At 70.9% G+C, this 17,855-nt stretch carries 10 protein-coding genes; 7 read left to right on the top strand and 3 right to left on the bottom strand.

All coding sequences use genetic code 11. From position 1 onward, the window contains the following. Window positions 1-42: 42 nt before the first annotated feature. Window positions 43-2,121, top strand: coding sequence for a 3-hydroxyacyl-CoA dehydrogenase NAD-binding domain-containing protein (locus MTQ12_RS10375; RefSeq protein ID WP_247618555.1), 2,079 nt, complete (start codon window positions 43-45; stop codon window positions 2,119-2,121). 255 nt (window positions 2,122-2,376) lie between these two features. Here the strand turns inward: MTQ12_RS10375 and aztD are convergent, their stop codons facing one another. Next, a complete protein-coding gene (gene aztD / locus MTQ12_RS10370; protein WP_247618554.1) occupies window positions 2,377-3,777 on the bottom strand; it encodes a zinc metallochaperone AztD in 1,401 nt (466 codons plus the stop codon). 216 nt (window positions 3,778-3,993) lie between these two features. Between aztD and MTQ12_RS10365 the strand changes: the two genes are divergently transcribed. From MTQ12_RS10365 to MTQ12_RS10355, 3 genes are all read left to right on the top strand, one after another. Beyond that, window positions 3,994-5,277, top strand: a complete 1,284-nt coding sequence (locus MTQ12_RS10365) for an acyl-CoA dehydrogenase family protein (RefSeq protein WP_247618553.1) — start codon at window positions 3,994-3,996, stop codon at window positions 5,275-5,277. A gap of 267 nt (window positions 5,278-5,544) precedes the next feature. Continuing rightward, window positions 5,545-7,098, top strand: coding sequence for a PQQ-binding-like beta-propeller repeat protein (locus tag MTQ12_RS10360; RefSeq protein WP_247618552.1), 1,554 nt, complete (start codon window positions 5,545-5,547; stop codon window positions 7,096-7,098). 1 nt (window position 7,099) lies between these two features. Further along, window positions 7,100-8,938, top strand: a complete 1,839-nt coding sequence (locus MTQ12_RS10355; protein ID WP_247618551.1) for a gamma-glutamyltransferase — start codon at window positions 7,100-7,102, stop codon at window positions 8,936-8,938. A 104-nt stretch (window positions 8,939-9,042) separates the two neighbouring features. Here the strand turns inward: MTQ12_RS10355 and hutG are convergent, their stop codons facing one another. Further along, a complete protein-coding gene (hutG, locus tag MTQ12_RS10350; protein WP_247618550.1) occupies window positions 9,043-10,062 on the bottom strand; it encodes a formimidoylglutamase in 1,020 nt (339 codons plus the stop codon). Between the two features lie 253 nt (window positions 10,063-10,315). On the opposite strand from hutG, the gene hutU reads away from it, so the two are divergent. The 3 genes from hutU to MTQ12_RS10335 all read left to right on the top strand — a co-directional run bounded on the left by hutU (window position 10,316) and on the right by MTQ12_RS10335 (window position 15,682). Further along, window positions 10,316-12,058, top strand: a complete 1,743-nt coding sequence (gene hutU, locus MTQ12_RS10345) for a urocanate hydratase (protein ID WP_247618549.1) — start codon at window positions 10,316-10,318, stop codon at window positions 12,056-12,058. A 281-nt stretch (window positions 12,059-12,339) separates the two neighbouring features. Next, window positions 12,340-13,743: an MFS transporter gene (locus MTQ12_RS10340; protein ID WP_247618548.1), complete on the top strand. Its 1,404-nt coding sequence runs from the start codon at window positions 12,340-12,342 to the stop codon at window positions 13,741-13,743. An 88-nt stretch (window positions 13,744-13,831) separates the two neighbouring features. After that, the gene (locus tag MTQ12_RS10335; protein ID WP_247618547.1) at window positions 13,832-15,682 is read left to right on the top strand and encodes a long-chain-fatty-acid--CoA ligase; all 1,851 of its coding nucleotides are present in this window, start codon (window positions 13,832-13,834) and stop codon (window positions 15,680-15,682) included. 237 nt (window positions 15,683-15,919) lie between these two features. On the opposite strand, the gene MTQ12_RS10330 is transcribed toward MTQ12_RS10335, so the two are convergent. Next, window positions 15,920-17,755, bottom strand: a complete 1,836-nt coding sequence (locus MTQ12_RS10330; protein ID WP_247618546.1) for a carboxylesterase family protein — start codon at window positions 17,753-17,755, stop codon at window positions 15,920-15,922. Between the last annotated feature and the right edge of the window lie 100 nt (window positions 17,756-17,855).

Here is a 17,855-nt window from a genome sequence, read left to right as displayed (position 1 = left end):
TGCATACGATGAGGGGGAACGCACTCGACGAGGAGGAACCACGTGGAACAGATCAACGAAGTCGTCACCCTGGACATCGAGGACGGGATCGCCGTCCTCACCCTGGACTCGCCCCCGGTCAACGCACTGTCGGCCGCGGTCCGTGCGGGCCTGCAGCAGGGCTTCACCGCCGCCATCGATGACGACGCCGTGCACGCGATCGTCCTCATCTGCGCCGGACGGACATTCATCGCCGGCGCCGACATCTCCGAGTTCGGCTCGGACTCGGGCGCGCAGACCGGCCCCGATGAGCGCGAGATCATGGACAACTCGCCCAAGCCGATCGTCGCCGCGATCCACGGCACCGCACTCGGCGGCGGCCTCGAGACCGCGCTCTGCGCCCACTACCGGGTGGCCGCGCAGTCCGCGAAGGTCGGCCTGCCCGAGGTGCACCTCGGCCTGCTGCCCGGGGCCGGCGGCACCCAGCGCCTGCCGCGCCTAACCGGCGCCGAGGTGGCGCTCGACTGGATGATCACCGGCCGGCACGTGCCCGTCGCCGAGGCCCTCGAGTACGGGGTCGTCGACGAGGTCGTGCCCGACGCGTCGCTGCGCGAGGACGCGATCGCGTTCGCCCGCCGGATCGTCGCCGAGGGCGGCGAGCTGCGCCGAGTGCGCGACCGCGACGACAAGGTGACTTCCGACCGGGACAAGCCGGAGCTGTTCGCCGACTTCCGGAAGAAACACGCCCGGAAGTTCCGCGGCTTCAAGGCGCCCGAGGCGATCGTGCAGTGCGTCGAGGCGGCGGTGAACCTCCCCTACGACGAAGGCCGCGAGGTCGAGAAGAGGCTGTTCGCCGAACTCGTCAGCAGCCCGGAGTCCGCCGCCCAGCGCTACTACTTCTTCGCCGAGCGCGCCGCGGCCAAGGTGCCCGACGTCCCGCGCGACACCCCGCGCATCCCCGTCGAGTCCGTCGGGATCATCGGTGCGGGCACCATGGGCGGCGGCATCGCGATGAACTTCGCCAACGCCGGCATCCCGGTGACCATCGTCGAGCAGCAGCCCGAGGCGCTCGAGCGCGGGCTCGGCGTGATCCGCAAGAACTACGAGCGCACCGCCTCGAAGGGCCGCATCACCGCCGCCCAGGTCGAGGAGCGGATGGGACTCATCACCGGATCGCTCACCAAGGACGACCTCGCCTCCGTCGACCTCGTCATCGAGGCCGTGTTCGAGCTCATGGACGTGAAGAAGAGCATCTTCACCGAGCTCGACGCCATCTGCAAGCCCGGCGCGATCCTCGCGACGAACACCTCCGGTCTCGACATCGACGAGATCGCCGCGGTGACCAAGCGGCCGGAGTCCGTCATCGGTATGCACTTCTTCTCCCCGGCCAACGTCATGAAGCTCCTCGAGGTCGTCCGCGCCGACCACACCTCGAAGGAGGTCATCGCCACGGTGATGGCACTGTCGAAGAAGATCGGCAAGATCCCGGTGCTCGTGGGCGTGTGCCCCGGATTCGTCGGCAACCGGATCCTCTACGCGCGCCGCCGCGAGTCCGAGCGCCTCCTCATGGAGGGCGCGATGCCCTGGGACATCGACACCGCGGTCACGAACTTCGGACTGCCGATGGGGCCCTACCAGATGAGCGACCTCGCCGGCCTCGACATCGGCTGGCGCAAGGAGGAGTCCGCCGGACGCACCGTGCGCGAGGTGCTCTGCGAGATGGACCGCCGCGGGCAGAAGACCGGTGCCGGCTACTACGACTACGACGAGAACCGGAAGTCGACCCCGTCGCCGGTCGCGGCGAAGATCATCGAGGACTTCCGGGCCAAGGAAGGTGTGGAGCCGCGCGAGATCTCCGAGGAGGAGATCTTCGAGCGCTGCACCCTGCCGATGATCAACGAGGGTCTGCGCATCCTCGAGGAGGGCAAGGCGGTCCGCGCCTCCGACATCGACGTCATCTACGTCAACGGCTACGGCTGGCCGGTGTACCGCGGCGGCCCGATGTTCTACGCCGACCAGCTCGGCGCCGAGCACGTGCTCGAGCGGCTGCGCCACTACGAGGAGAAGTACGGGGCCGATTTCACCCCGTCCCCGCTGCTCGAGAAGGTCGTCGCCGAGGGCGGACGCATCTCCGAGCTGTGAGGACCTCCGCGCGGTGAGCCGCATGCCGAGGAGCCGGCCGGCTCCGTCGTGAGCACCGGCCGGTTCCGCGGTGAGGTGCCGGTGATGTGCGAGGGCCCGGGGAAGGATCTCCTTCCCCGGGCCCTCGGCTATCCCTCGCTACCGGACTATCGGGTGGAGGCTAGATTCGTCGATATTGTCCTGAGCTCGGTTCCGGGCAGTGCAGTCGAGCCGGAGCCGGGACGTCGCGCACTCTGTCACGGACCGAAGCGGTCGTCAGTGGTCGTGCCCCTCGTGGTCACCGTGGTCATGGTCGTCCTCGCTGTGCTCGTGGCCGTGGTCATGACCTTCGTGGCCGTGCCCCTCCTCGCCATGATCGTGCCCCTCGTGATCGCCGTGGTCATGAGCGTGGTCGGCAGCGGGGGCCTTCCCGGAGGCGCTGCCCACCTCGTTGGGCACCTCGGGCAGCTCACTGCTCCGCGTCACCTCGCCGGCGCCGATGTCGACGACATGGAGCGTCTGCGTGCCGGGTTCGGTGACGAGCACCTCGTCACCGGCGACGTGGACGATGGGGCGCGGCTCCTGCCACTCGACCGGCTCCTCCCACGGCTCGGCCACCTCGATCTCCCGGGTCACCTCGGCGGATGCGGGGTCGATGACCCGGAGCGTGCCGTCGGTGCCGAGGACGAGCGCCTCGCCCTGCGGCCCGCGGGCCAGCGAGCGGAAGGAGTACGAGGCGGCGAGATCGACGAGGCGCAGCTCGCCGGATCCGGTGTCGGTGAGGGTGACGCGGGTGGGTCGCTCGAGCTCGGCACCTTCCTCGACCTTGTAGTCGCCGAGCACCACGGGGGAGTGCTCGCTGCCGAACTGGTTGCCGATCCGGCCGTAGTCGTCGGGTGAGTCGACCTTGCGGATCTCGTCCCCGTCGATGATGAGCAGTCCGTCCTCGCAGCCGACGGTGATGACCCCGCCTTCTGCGACCGCCTCCCCGTGGACGCCCGGGCAGCCGGTGCTCTCCGCGACCGTCTCGCCCGCCTCGTCGACGATCTTCACACCCGAACGGGACTCCTCGTTCCCGATCGTGACGACGGTGGAGTCGTCGGCGCGGGGCACGGCGACTCCGTGGTGCGCCTCGTCCGTGGTGGTGACCGTGGTGTCGATCGGGGAGTCGGCGGAGAGGTTCGCGGGGTCGAACAGGTGCATCTCCCCGGTGCCGTCGAAGAACGCGAGGCTCCGCCCGTCGTGGTTCACGAGGTGGCCCGGGTGGCTGCCGGTGATGCGCTGCTCGGTGAGGAGCGGGTCGGTGGTGTAGGCGTGGGCGTGGTCGCCGTGCGGCTCGGACCATGTGCCGAGGTCGAGGAGCCGGAAGGAGTCGCCCTCGGTGAGGAACAGGTGCCGGTTGTCGCCGGCCGGGTTGAGGCGGGTGAAGCCCTCGGCGGGGAAGGTGTCGAGGACCTCGAGGGACTCGCCGTCGAGCACCATGACCCCGCCGTCATAGGTCACGGCGAGGCGCGGCGCGGCGCCTGCGGCCTCGGTCGTCTCCCGGGCGGCGGGCTCCGCCGAGGCGCCCGCGGAGCTCTCATCACCGGCCGGACCGCCGGCCTGGCCGGGGTCGCCGCAGCCGGCGACGACGGTGAGTGCGAGGAGCGAGGCGGGCGCGGCGGCCCACCGGGACATGTGGTTGAGCTTGATCTTCGTGCCCGGAAGATTCGCACCGATACGAACCTATTGTCATAGCGCTATAGACGTATAGAAGAGGCGATCGGGGCTCGCCGTATGAGAAGCTGGCAGCAGCGACCATCCAGAGTCGGATGGGTCGACGTGGCGCCGGGTCGAGTCCTCGCCGCCCTTCAGCCCGCCGCCTGGAACCCATGACGCCAAGGAGGGCGAGAGATGAAGTTCGCAGAAGAAGGCACCAAGGACCACGTCGAGGTCGGCAGCACCGATCCCCAGGACGCACTGAATGACCTGCGCATGTCCGAAGAGGCGCTGCCTCTGCTCAACCACGTGAAGCGGTTCATCAAGGACACCGTCGACCCGATGTACGCGGAGTTCGTCACGCTCGGTGAGGGCCACGCAGACCGCTGGAGCTTCGCGCCGGGACAGCTCGAGGTCCTGCAGAAGGCCAAGGACAAGGCGAAGGAGGAGGGGCTGTGGAACTTCTTCCTGCCCGACGCGGAGACCGGTGACGGCCTGTCGAACCTCGACTACGCCTACATCGCGATCGAGCTCGGCAAGAGCCCCCTGGCCTCGGAGACGATGAACTGCTCCGCACCGGACACCGGCAACATGGAGGTCCTCGAGCGGGTCGGTACGCCCGAGCAGAAGGAGCAGTGGCTGAAGCCGCTGCTCAACGGCGAGATCCGTTCGGCCTACGCCATGACGGAGCCGGACGTCGCCACCTCGGACGCCAAGAATGTCGCGACCCGGGCAGTGCTGGAGAACGGCGAGTGGGTGATCAACGGCGAGAAGCATTACATCTCCGGTGCCGGGGACCCGCGCTGCAAGATCATGATCACGATGGTCAGGACCAACGACGACGGTCCGCGCGGTCAGAACCACTCGCAGATCCTCGTGCCCATCGACACCCCGGGGGTCGAGATCGTCGGCCCGATGCACGTCTTCGGAGAGGACCACGCCCCCCGCGGACACATGCACATCCGGTTCACCGACGTGCGCGTCCCGGAGTCCAACATGCTCCTCGGCGAGGGCCGCGGCTTCGAGATCTCCCAGCTCCGCCTGGGCCCCGGCCGCATCCACCACTGCATGCGCACCATCGGCAAGGCCGAGGTCGCGCTGGACTACATGGTCAAGCGCGGCAACTCGCGGACCGCGTTCGGCCAGCCGCTGTCCAAGCTCGGCGGGAACATCGAGAAGATCTCCCGTGCGCGCATCGACATCGAATCGATGCGCCTGCTGGTGCTCAAGGCGGCGAAGGCCATGGACGTGCTGGGCAACAAGGAAGCCCGCGTCTGGGTCTCGATGGCCAAGGCGCATGTCCCGGAGAAGGCCTGCCAGATCATCGACCAGGCGATCCAGATCCACGGTGCCTACGGCTTGTCGCAGTTCACGCCGCTGCCCGAGCTGTACGCGGACGTGCGGCACCTGCGCTTCGCCGACGGCCCGGACGAGGTGCACCACATGGTGGTCGGCCGCCACGAGCTGACGCAGCACTGATCTCCAGCACCTCTCCAGTCGACCTCGAGAGCGTGTGGGCAGCCACGGCGAACGCCCACTGCCCGCACGCTCGTCGTGTGTGCGGCCGGATGCACAGTCGATGGGGCGGGGGATTCGGCTCTCTGGGCGTCTATTGTGATGACGCTATAGATGTGTAGATCGAGCGATCGATGGCGGGCCGAGCGAGTCTGCGCGCAGGTCACCCGGCCGTCGGCTCGGGCATAATCAAGGAAGCAGACCGAGAATCGGACCACCGGAAGGCCCGCCATGACCGTGCAGATCCCCCGTGTCGGACCGAGGCTCGCCGCCGCCGCCGGGGCGTTTCTCGTGCTCGTGCTGGTCGCCGGATGCTCCGGAGGAGCGGAGAGCGGGACGGCCCCGGCCCCCGAGGAATCGGCCTCCCCATTGCCGGAGCCGCCCGCGCTGTCCGAGCCGATCGATCTCGACTACAGCGGTCACGTCCTCACCGACGATGGGCGCGATCGTGCGCTGCTCGTCGACTGGACGAACGGGCAGCTCCGCGCGATCGACAACCAGGGCACCGCGCTGTGGGCCGAGCAGGTGCAGCTCGACGACGAGATGATGTCCGCACCCCTCGCCTACTCCTCCGGCGACATCGTCATCATCGACGACCTGTCCGGTGCGCTCGTCGCCCGCCAGTGGAACGACGGCGCGGAGGTGTGGCGATTCGCGCCCGCCGAGGCCGGAGCAGGGTGCCACGAGGACTGGGGCTTCGGCCCCGCGACCACCGCGACCGGCACCGTGCTGGAAGAAGGCGACGTCATCCTCCTCGAGTACTTCATGGTGATGAAGAAGGACAGCTGCACGACCGGCGCCGACGGCGATCCGCTCGTCATCGCACTCGACCCCGCGACCGGCGAGGAGGCGTGGCCGGCCCTCACCGTCGGTGCGGGCGGCCTGCCGTTCGGCGGGTCCACCTTGAGCATCTCCCCGGACCGCTGGTACGGGCTGCTTCCATGGGCCGACGACGGCAGCTCGATGCTCACCCGCGTCGACCTCGCGACCGGGGAGCACACGACGCTCGACCTCACCGAGCTCCGCACGGCCGACGACACCGGCGTCGAATGGTTCTCGGTGGTGCCCACGGGAGACCCGAGCAGCGCTGTCTACGTGTACGGCGGGGAGGATCCGGATGACCCGTACAGCGGGCTCGTGCAGAGACAGGCGTTCCTGACAGTGCCGGAGGGTCTCCCGATGAGCGACGCCGGTGCGCTCACTCCACTCGATCCGGAGGAGCACGCCGAGGCGTACGCGGCCCTCGATCTCGAGGACACCTTCGATCCGGTGTGCACGGCACAGCCGGTCTTCACCCCGACCGGTGAGGGGGCATGCATCATGGTGCAGCTGTTCGCCTCGACCGTGGCGTACTGGGGCTCCGACCTCGCGGCGATCGCCTGGCAATCGGAGGAGCAGGCACCGGAGAGCGTCCTCGAGTACGCGACGCCCGAATCCGACATCGGGGGAGCCCAGTACGCCGCCGTCGACGGGCCCGAGGGTCCGGTCGTCGTCGTCCCGACCGTCGACAGCTCCGTCACCGCGTTCGATGCCGCGAGCGGCGAGGTCGTGTGGGCCTCCGAGGCGCAGGGCGGATCCGACCCGTGGGGCGGGCAGGGCTACCTGCCGGACCTCGACTTCGTGCCGGTCGTCGACGACGGTGCGCTCACCTTCTACGATGCCGCAACTGGCGAGGCGAACGACTCCGGCGACGTCGCCGACTTCGCCTCCCTGAGCTCTACCACCCGCTTCCTTCTCGTCACCGAGGACCAGACCTCGCGGCTCTGGACCGTCACCGGAGGCTGACATGACCTTCCGCAGCGAGACCACCACGACCCGCCCGACCCTCGAGGGCACTTTCGGGATGAGCGCGTCCACGCACTGGCTGGCGACCGGCTCCGCCCAGGCGGTGCTCGAGCGCGGCGGCAACGCCTTCGACGCGGCCGTCGCCGCAGCCTTCGTCCTCCACGTCGTCGAGCCGCACCTCAACGGTCCCGGCGGCGACATGACCGGGGTGTTCGCCACTGCCCAGGAGCCGGGCCGTCCCGTCGTCCTCATGGGCCAGGGCCCCGCCCCGGCCGGAGCGACGATCGAGGACTTCCGCACCGAAGGGCTCGACGCGGTGCCCGGCGCCGGCGCGCTGGCCGCCGCCGTACCGGGAGCCGTCGACGCCTGGCTCCTGCTCCTCCAGGAGCACGGCACGTGGGAGCTCGCCGAGGTCCTCGCCTTCGCGATCGACTACGCCGAACGGGGACATCCCGTGCTCGCCCGCGTCGCTGAGACGATCGACAGCGCGAGCGCGCTGTTCCGGACCGACTGGCCGAGCTCCGCGGACCTGTGGCTGGAGAACGGGCAGGCCCCCGAGCCCGGATCGCTCATCCGCAACCCGGAGTACGCGCAAGTGCTCCGAGAGCTCGTCGCGACCGGGGACGGAGAACCCACCCGAGAGGAGCGGATCGCCGCCGCCCGGCGGGAATGGCGCACCGGTCGGGTCGCGCGCAGCATCGCCGATTTCATCCGCACCCCGCATCGCCATTCCGACGGCGGCCTGCACGCCGGGGTCCTCACCGCGGCCGATATGGCCGACTGGACCGCCGGCTTCGAGGACGCGCTCACCCTGGATTTCCGCGGATACACGATCGCCAAGACCGGGCCGTGGGGCCAGGGTCCGGTGCTCCTCCAGGCGCTCGCGATCCTCGACGGCTTCGACGAAGCGCACCTCGATCCTGGCACCGAGCTCGGTGCGCACACCGTGCTCGAGGCGTTCAAGCTCGCCCTCGCCGACCGCGACACCTACTACGGGGACAGCGGGTCCGCGACCGCACTGACCCCGGAGGCGCTCGCCGTGCTGCTGAGCCCGGAGTACGCCGCCGAGCGTCGCGCACTCATCGGCGAACACGCCTCCCGCGGGTTCCGGCCCGGCACCCTCCCCGGTGCCGGCCCCGTGCTGCCGCTGCTGCGCACCGAGGCGGAGTTCGGTGCTGCAGGGGGCCTCGGGATCGGGGAGCCGACGGTGCCGAAGCCCGCGGAACCCACGCCCGAGGCGCGCGCCGCGGTCCGCGGCGACACGTGCCACATCGATGTCGTCGACCGGTGGGGGAACATGGTGAGCGCAACACCCTCGGGCGGGTGGCTCCAGTCCTCGCCTACCGTGCCCGGGCTGGGGTTCTGCCTCGGCACGCGGCTGCAGATGATGTGGCTCGACGCGAGTTCGCCGTCCCGTCTGGAACCGGGAGCGCGACCGCGCACCACGCTCTCGCCGACCCTCGTGCTCCGCGACGGGGAACCGGTGATGGCGCTCGGCACGCCGGGCGGCGACCAGCAGGACCAGTGGCAGCTGCTCCTGCTCCTCCGGCTGCTGGTCGGCGGTCTCGACCCGCAGGCCGCGATCGACGCCCCGGCGTTCCACACCACCGCGATGCCCGGCTCGTTCTACCCGCGCACCTGGGAACCCGCGGGAGCGGTGGTCGAGGACCGGCTGGGCGAGGACGTCATCATTGGGCTCGAGCGGCGCGGTCACCGCGTGACCCGGGCCGGCGACTGGGCGCTCGGCCGCCTGTCGTGCGTGATCCGCGACCCGGAGACCGGTGTGCTCAGGGCGGCTGCGAACCCGCGCGGCATGCAGGGGTACGCCGCCGGGCGGTGAGCTGCAGCGGCCGGATCCGGTCGATCAGACGGTTGTCGGCCTGGCCGGCGTCGTGTTCCTGCAGTCCGTGGTTCGCTGTCTGACGTCCGCTGGCGGCCGTTCGCTCAGACCCTCGAGTCGCCCGACCGCTCAGCCGCGGCGCGGGTGAGGATCTCGTGGACGAGCCGGGCCGCGGTGCGGGCGGTGCGGCCGTCGACGTCGTAGCGCGGGTTGAGCTCGACGATGTCGAAGTGCCGCAGCTTCCCGCTCGCCGCCGCGGCAGCGCACGCCGCGAGGATCACCGCGGTGGGCACCCCGAGTCCGGCCGGTGCGCTCACGCCCGGCGCCACCGCCGCCGGCAGGACGTCGAGATCGATCGTGAGATAGAGGTCATCGACCCCGGCCGCGAACTCCTCGACCCAGCGGACCGCCCGCGCGACGTCCTGGGATTCGACGTCGCTCAGCCAGGTGACGCCGAGCTCCCGCGCGGTGTCGAACAGCGTGGTGGTGTTGTTCGCCTCGCTGATCCCGATCACCGTGTAGTCTAAGTCCGCCCCGCGCGCGGCGCGGTCCGCCGCGATCTGCCGGAACGGCGTGCCCGAGGTGGGCCTCTCCGCCTGCCGCAGGTCGAAGTGGGCATCGAGGTTGAGGATGCCCAGGCGCCGGTCCGCGCACTCCTCGGCGAGCCCCAGATAGCTTCCCCACGCGGTCTCGTGCCCGCCGCCGAGCACCCCGGTCAGCGCTCCGGACAGCTCGGGGGAGCGCCGCAGCTCGGCGATCTGCCGCGCGAGGTCGGCATGCCCGGACTCGAGGTCCTCACCCGCGACGACGGCGTCCCCGGCATCGAGCACGCGCAGCGGGGAGTGGACGGCGAGGGAGCCGAGAGCCGCGCGGATCGCCTCGGGGCCGGCGGCGGCACCCTGGCGGCCGTGGTTGCGGCGCACCCCCTCATCGCTCGCGAACCCGAGGATCACGGCATCGGCGGCGGGCGCATCGGCGGCGGGCCCACCGGGCCGGGTGGGATCGGTGCCGGCCCGGTTCCCCGGGGCGGCGGGCGCCTCGGCGGGTTCGACGATCTGCCAGAAGCGGCGATGCTCGTCTCCCGGACCGTCCGCGCGGCCGGTCCACGTGTGCGTGCGATTCATGCTCTGCTCCTCGGGGTTCTGCGGGGTCCCAACCAGGCTAGGAGAGCGAGCGCGTGCGCGGCACACCTCGGCGACGGCGTGCGTCCGAGATCTCGGACGGATTGGGAGGTTCGGGCCTGGTCGCGGGCCTCGCGCGCGCCAAGAATGGGGAGCATCGCCGGCCCCGAGGACGCGTCGGCCCGGCCCCGCCCGTGGTGCCACTCCGGCGTCCACCTGACCACCCGCCCGATCCGGCCCGCCCCGAGGAGACGCCATGACGATCACCCCCAGCAGCCCCGACCAGAAGCCGGGCTTCACCCGCCACGACCCCAGCCGCACCATCCGCGCCCCCCGCGGCACCGACTTCACCGCGAAGTCGTGGCAGACCGAGGCCGCCAAGCGGATGCTCATGAACAACCTCGACCCCGAGGTCGCCGAGCGCCCCGAGGACCTCGTGGTCTACGGCGGCACCGGCCGCGCCGCCCGCTCCTGGGAGGCCTACGACGCGATCGTCCGCACCCTCGACGACCTCGAGGCCGACGAGACCCTCCTCGTCCAGTCCGGCAAGCCCGTCGGCGTGCTCCGCACCCACGAATGGGCCCCGCGCGTGCTCATCGCCAACTCCAACCTCGTGGGCGACTGGGCGAACTGGGAGCACTTCCGCGAGCTCGAGGCCGAGGGCCTCATGATGTACGGCCAGATGACCGCCGGCTCGTGGATCTACATCGCCACCCAGGGCATCCTCCAGGGCACCTACGAGACCTTCGCCGCGATCGCCCGGAAGAGCTTCGACGGCACCCTGGCCGGCACCCTCACCGTGACCGCCGGCTGCGGCGGCATGGGCGGCGCGCAGCCGCTGTCCGTCACCCTCAACGGCGGTGCCTGCCTCATCATCGACGTCGACCGCACCCGGCTCGAGCGCCGCAAGTCCAAGCGCTACCTCGACGAGGTCGTCACCGACCTCGACACCGCCCTCGCGCAGGTCATCGAGGCGAAGAGGAACCGGCAGGCGCTGTCCGTCGGGCTCGTCGGCAACGCCGCGGAGATCCTCCCGGCGCTCCTCGACCGCCCGGAGGCCGCCGAGGTCGACATCGTCACCGACCAGACCTCGGCCCACGACCCGCTGTCCTACCTGCCTCTGGGCGTGGCCCTCGAGGACTGGCAGACGGAGGCGGACGAGGACGCGGAGAAGTTCACCCTGCGCGCCGAGGAGTCGATGGCCAAGCACGTCGCTGCGATGGTCGGCTTCCAGGACCGCGGGGTCGAGGTGTTCGACTACGGCAACTCGATCCGCGACGAGGCCCGCAAGGCCGGCTACGAGCGCGCCTTCGAGTTCCCCGGCTTCGTCCCGGCCTACATCCGACCGCTGTTCTGCGAGGGCATGGGTCCGTTCCGCTGGGTCGCGCTGTCCGGCGACCCCAAGGACATCGAGGTCACCGACGCCGCGCTCAAGGAGCTGTTCCCGGAGAACGAGTCGCTCCGCACCTGGCTCGACGCGGCTGCCGAATTCGTCGAGTTCGAGGGCCTGCCGGCACGCATCTGCTGGCTCGGCTACAAGGAGCGCCACCAGGCCGGCCTCCTCTTCAACCGGCTCGTCGCCGAGGGCAAGGTGTCGGCACCCATCGTCATCGGCCGCGACCATCTGGACTCCGGCTCCGTCGCCAGCCCCTACCGGGAGACCGAGGGCATGCGCGACGGCACCGACGCGGTCGCCGACTGGCCGCTGCTCAACGCCCTCGTCAACACCTCCTCGGGTGCGACCTGGGTGTCGATCCACCATGGCGGAGGCGTGGGCATGGGCCGTTCGATCCACGCCGGCCAGGTGTCCGTGGCCGACGGCACCGAGCTCGCCGCGCAGAAGCTCGCGCGCCTGCTCACCAACGACCCGGGCATGGGCGTGCTGCGCCACGTCGACGCCGGCTACGAGCGCGCCGCCGAGGTCGCCGGTGAGCGCGGCATCCGCGTCCCCATGGTCGAGGAGCTCGACCGCCGCGACGAGGAGTCCGCCCAGGGCTGAGAATAAGAGGGGCTGAGGTCGTGAAGGGCTGAGACCATGACGTCATGAGGCTCCTGTGACTCTGGTCCCGAGGTTCGGTACCCGCGAACTGCGCGGTATCCCGAACCAGACGCGCAATGATGCGTTCGGCTTGGGATACCGCGCAGTTCGGTTCTCGGTGCCGCTGCGTGTGACGGCACTCTGTGACGCCCCGCGACCGAATGTGACGCCGGATGACCGGTTTATGACGCTGAACGTTCCGTAGCCACGGCATCGCCATCAGCCCGTGTGAAGGTCTGCCCATGACAGCAGATTCCCGAGTCACCGCCACCGGTGCGTCGAGCGGCCCCGGCCGCGCCCCTGCCACCCCTGCCATCGACATCAAGAAGCAGCGGCGCTCGATGCTCGCGTCCGTCACCGGCCAGCTCCTCGAGTGGTACGAGTGGAGTGCGTACGCGGTGTTCGCCCCGTTCATCGCCGGCGCCCTGTTCAATCCGCAGAATCAGGTCTCCGCGCTGCTCTCGACGTTCGGCGTGTTCGCGATCGGCTTCCTGTTCCGGCCGCTCGGCGGCGTCGTGTTCGGGCGGATCGCCGACAAGCGCGGCCGCCGCTTCGTCCTCGTCACCACCATGCTCATGATGGCCGGCGGCTCGGTGATGATCGGCCTGCTCCCGACCTTCGAATCGATCGGCATCTTCGCCTCCGCGCTCCTGCTGCTCGCCCGCGTGGTCCAGGGCTTCGCCCACGGCGGCGAGTCCGCGACCGCGAACTCCTACATCGCGGAGATCGCCCCGGCCCACCGCCGCGGGCTCTGGGGCTCGACGGTGTTCATGACGATCTTCGGCGGCGCGATCATCGCGTTCGTCATCGGCGGCATCATCACCGGCACCCTCTCCGAGCCCGACGTCCAGTCCTGGGGCTGGCGCATCCCGTTCCTGCTCGGCGCAGTGCTCGCGGTCGTCGCCCTGTGGCTGCGCGTCGGCATGGTCGAGTCGCAGGTGTTCCAGGCCGACGAGGCCACCCCCGCCGTCGAGGACCCGGCCGCCACCCGCACCGGGAGCGCCGCGCTCCACGCCGGCCTCGGCGCGGAGTCCTTCTCCGCGAAGACCCTCGCCCCGCTCAGCCGTCCGCTGTCGATCGTGCTGATCTTCTTCCTCGTCTCCGGCGTCGCGGCGAGCAACTACACGTGGACCTCCTACGTCTCGACCTACGCGATCAGCCAGGAGGGCATGGACCCGTCCGGCGCCTACTGGTCGCTCGTCGCCGCGCTCGTCGTCGGCCTGGCCGCCCTCCCGTTCTGGGGTGCGGTGTCCGACCGAGTGGGCCGCCGGCCGGTGCTGCTGTTCTTCGCGATCGGCGTCATCGTCACCCAGTTCCCGCTCATGGCCTTCATCGACGACCGCCCGTGGACCCTGTTCGTCGCGACCTCGATCGGCCTGTTCGTGCTGTCCGCCGGTGCGAGTCTCCTCGCCTGCGTCATGGCCGAGACCTTCCCCACCCATGCGCGCACCGCGAGCATCGGCCTGGCCTACTCGCTCGCCACCGCGGTGTTCGGCGGCACCACGCCCTACGTCAACCAGCTCGCCGTGTCCCAGGGCGTGCCGTGGGCGGCCAATGCGTTCATCCTGTTCGCCGCCGCACTCGCCCTGTGGGCGGTCACCCGCCTGCCCGAGCGCCGCGCCATCGACCTGACGATCGTCCGCTGAGCCGAGGGTCCACGGGATGGGAAAGACGATGGGAGAGACCGCGCCGAAGACTGGGGACAGCGCAGAACGTGTGGAAGGAGCAGAACGCGTGGCAGCAGCCGAGCAGTTGGATGTGAACCCGGTGGAAACCGCGGACGTGTCCGTGGCCGAACCGGGGGACGCGACCGGGAGGAGCGCCCGGGTCGAATCCGCGGGCCAGGTGTGGACCACCGAGCTCACCCCGCTGTCCTTCCTGCGCCGCTCGGCCGACGTGTTCCCGCACAAGCGCGCACTCGTCTACGGGTCGGAATCGCTGACCTACGCGGAGTTCGCCGCGGCCGTCGAGCAGCGGGCGCACGCCCTGCGCGCCGCCGGGGTCGAACCCAGTGACCGCGTCGCCTACCTCGTGCCGAATCTGCCGGAGATGCTCATCGCGCAGTTCGCGGTGCCGCTGGCCGGTGCCGTGCTCGTGTCGATCAACACCCGGCTCGCCGCCGAGGAGGTCCGCTACATCTGCGACCACAGCCAGGCGCGACTCCTCGTCGTCGACGCCGAGCTGTGGTCCACCGTCGCCCCGGTGGCCGACGTCCTCGAGACCGTCGAGCGGATCGTCGTCGCCGAGGACCCGCTGCTCGCGGCGGGCGCCGCTGCGGATGCGAAGGCCGAAGGCGCGGCAGGTGAGGCGGGGGGCGCCGCAACGGGCACCTCGGGCACGGATGCCGGGCCGGCCCGCACCTCGGGCACGGATGCCGCGGCCGAGGCGCTCGCCCACCCGGCGACCGTCTCCCTCGCCGAGTTCCTCGCCGGGGCGGACGCACACACCGCGCACCTGCCGTGGACGGTGGCCGACGAGAACGCGACGCTGTCGATCAACTACACCTCCGGCACCACGGGCCAGCCCAAGGGTGTGATGTACACCCACCGCGGTGCCTACCTCAACGCGATGAGCGAGATCATCCACTCCCGCCACGACCACGCGAGCGTGTACCTGTGGACGCTGCCGATGTTCCACTGCAACGGCTGGTGCACCGGCTGGGCGGTGGCGGCCGCCGGGGGCACCCAGGTGTGCCTGCGCGAGGTCCGTGCCGAGGTGATCTGGGGGCTCATCGACCGCGAGGGCGTCACCCACCTCAACGGGGCGCCGACGGTGATGACGACGCTCGTCAACGCCCTCGAGGCACACCCGCTCGACCGCACGATCGTCGCCACGGTGGCCGGCGCGCCCCCGAGCCCGACGATCATCTGGCAGCTCGAGGAGCTCGGCTTCCGGATCGTCCACGTGTACGGCCTGACCGAGACCTACGGTCCGCACACCGTGTGCGAATGGCAGGACGAGTGGGACGGCTACGATCGGCGGTCCCGGGCGCGCGTGCAGTCGCGGCAGGGTGTGGGGATGCTCCACACCGACCCGATCCGCGTGGTCGCCGTGGGCGGCGGGGACGAGCTCACCGACGTGCCGGCCGACGGGCGGACGATCGGTGAGATCGTCATGCGCGGCAACAACGTCATGAAGGGCTACTTCCGCAACCCGGAGGCGACCGCGAAGGCGTTCGCCGGCGGCTGGTTCCACTCCGGGGACCTCGGGGTGATGCACCCGGACGGGTACATCGAGCTGCGCGACCGGGCGAAGGACATCATCGTGTCCGGCGGGGAGAACATCTCCACCGTCGAGGTCGAGCAGGCGATCGTCGCGCACGAGTCCGTGCTCGAGGCCGCGGTCATCGGGGTGCCCGACGAGAAGTGGGGCGAGCGGCCCAAGGCATACGTCGTGCTGCGTGCGGGTGAGGAGCTCGGGGCCGAGGAGCTGCTCGACCACGTGCGCTCGCTGCTCGCGCGGTACAAGACGCCGCGCGAGGTCGAGTTCGTCGATGCGCTCGCGAAGTCCTCGACCGGCAAGATCCAGAAGTTCGAGCTCCGCGAGGCCGCCTGGTCCGGGCACGCCAGTCGCATCCAGGGCTGAGTCCAGTCGTCCCCGTCCGAAGTGCAATATCTGAAGGTTCCTGAGAGCGGATCCGCGAATATTCGCAAGGTGTGACCGGTGTGTGCACTGCGGCTGCCGGGTGCAGTCGCGTACTGCGCGGTATCCAAAGAGCGACGCGCAATTGCGCGCTCGGTTCGGGATACCGCGCAGTCGGGCCTCGGGGGGGTGCCGGGCGCCGGGTGCCGAGTCGTCAACCGGCACCCGGTGCGCCGCTGTTCAGGCCTCGCGGAGCCCGAGGGGGCGTGCCGGGTCGTCGGCGAACAGGCGCCAGCGGTCGATGAAGGGATGCGTGTCCGTGCGCGAGGTGTAGTCGAAGACCCGCACCGGGTGGGTGCTGTCCCAGGCCGGCCAGCCCGGGTCGCCGCTCGCGGCGAAGCGCACCCACGCCTGCCGCATCTCCGCGCTGAGGTGCCGGTCGCCGTCGTGCGGACGCGGATGGGTGACGGCGGCGAAGCTGCCGTCGAAGTTCCCGAACAGCGGCGCGATGTCCGCGGCGTGCGCCGCTCCGATCCCGCCGTCGGGCCGTGCGGCGAACACGTAGACGAAGGTCCGACCGCCGGAGTCCGAATGGGCCTGGGCGGCATCGAGGGTCGACACGGTGAACATGCGGTCGGTCTGCACCGCCTCGAAAAGGGTGTCCGGGGACGGGCCCTCCGCCGCAGGCACGCCCGGTTCGGCGCTCGCGTCCGCAGTCGGTTCGGCAGCCGCACCCTCACCCGCACCCTCACCCGCACCCGCACCTGAACCCGCCCCCGGACCCGCACCGATACCTGCACCTGCGCCGGATTCCGCTCCTGCCCCGCCCAGCAGCGCGGTGTACTCCTCGCCCCGACCCGCCGGTCCGACGAGCGCGACCCGCTGGGCGGCGCGCGCCTCGGACGCGGGGGCCGAACCGGCGGTGAAGAAGCGGAACTCCTCGGTGGTCTGCCCGATGAGCACCTCGATCCCGGCGGCCGCGCCGGCGCGCAGCGCCTCCCACGGATCCGTGGGCACCACCTCACCGTCGACGACCGGGCACAGCGGCGGTGCGAAGGTCACCGCGAGCCCCCAGCGTGCGGCGTGGCGGGTCTGCCCCCGCACGAACCGGGCCATGAGGTCGGTGCACTCCGCCGGTGAGAGCGCGGCGAATCCGGCAGCCGTCGGCTCCACCCCGGCGAGCCCGGCGAACTCCGCGGTCACCTCGGTGGCGAGGCCGGCGTCGAGGACCATGGCCGGCGGGCTCTGCAGGACGGCGCGGGCGAACAGGCCGCGCGCGGCGGGCATGGTGAGGAGCATGTGGATCGACCCGGCGCCCGCGGACTCGCCGAACACCGTGACGCGCGCCGGATCCCCGCCGAACGCCGCGATGTTCTCCCGCACCCATTCGAGTGCCGCGACCTGGTCGAGCAGGCCGCGGTTCGCCGGGGCGTCGGGGAAGTGCGCGAACCCCTCGATCCCCAGCCGGTAGTTGAGGGTGACGACGACCGCGCCGGCCCGGGCGAGACGCGAGCCCTCGTAGGCGGGGTGGGCGGAGGAGCCGTCGACATAGGCGCCGCCGTGGATCCACACGAGCACCGGCAGGCCGGGACCCGCAGTGGCGCCCGCGGCTCTCGAAACCGAGGCGCCCGCCGCTCTCGACACAGAGGCACCCGCGGCTTCCGTCGCCGAAGCACCCGCTCTGCCTGACGCGGTGCCCTCCGCCCTGGCCTCCGAGGCGACCGCGCCCGCCACCTCTGCATCCGGGGTCGCCTCTGCCGCCGACTCCGCTCCCGGCAGCTCCGGCGTCCAGATGTTCAGGGTCAGCCAGTCCTCACCGTCCCGGTGCGGTGCGACCGCGGCGGGCCCCAGTGTGCTGAAGCGCGGCGGCGGCGGGCCGAACTCCGAGGTGTCGAGCACCCCGTCCCACCGGGGCACGGACTGCGGCGCGGCGAACCGCAGGTCCCCGACCGGCGGAAGCGCGTAGGGGATGCCGAGGAACTGCGAGCACCCTGATGCGGCGCGGCCGCGGACGGGGCCCGCAGGCGGTGTGACGAGCGGTGCAGAGGTGCGCGACGCATCGGCGGGTTCGATCATGCTCGCACGCTACCAGGAGAAACATTCGCGGCTGAGACCGGGATCACATCGATCCATAACAGTTCAGACCATAATGATCAGAACTGGCATTCGGTAGGAA

The organism is Brevibacterium sp. R8603A2 (assembly GCF_023072605.1).
Lineage (GTDB): Bacteria > Actinomycetota > Actinomycetes > Actinomycetales > Brevibacteriaceae > Brevibacterium > Brevibacterium pityocampae.
This window is presented reverse-complemented; position numbering and strand designations above follow the sequence as displayed.

What these genes read in the sequence shown, in the direction of transcription:
- hutG (WP_247618550.1), bottom strand. Translation starts at nt 10,062, where the DNA reads ATGAATCGCACGCACACGTGGACCGGCCGCGCGGACGGTCCGGGAGAC.
- MTQ12_RS10360 (WP_247618552.1), top strand. Translation starts at nt 5,545, where the DNA reads ATGACCGTGCAGATCCCCCGTGTCGGACCGAGGCTCGCCGCCGCCGCC.
- MTQ12_RS10330 (WP_247618546.1), bottom strand. Translation starts at nt 17,755, where the DNA reads ATGATCGAACCCGCCGATGCGTCGCGCACCTCTGCACCGCTCGTCACA.
- MTQ12_RS10365 (WP_247618553.1), top strand. Translation starts at nt 3,994, where the DNA reads ATGAAGTTCGCAGAAGAAGGCACCAAGGACCACGTCGAGGTCGGCAGC.
- MTQ12_RS10340 (WP_247618548.1), top strand. Translation starts at nt 12,340, where the DNA reads ATGACAGCAGATTCCCGAGTCACCGCCACCGGTGCGTCGAGCGGCCCC.
- hutU (WP_247618549.1), top strand. Translation starts at nt 10,316, where the DNA reads ATGACGATCACCCCCAGCAGCCCCGACCAGAAGCCGGGCTTCACCCGC.
- MTQ12_RS10355 (WP_247618551.1), top strand. Translation starts at nt 7,100, where the DNA reads ATGACCTTCCGCAGCGAGACCACCACGACCCGCCCGACCCTCGAGGGC.
- aztD (WP_247618554.1), bottom strand. Translation starts at nt 3,777, where the DNA reads ATGTCCCGGTGGGCCGCCGCGCCCGCCTCGCTCCTCGCACTCACCGTC.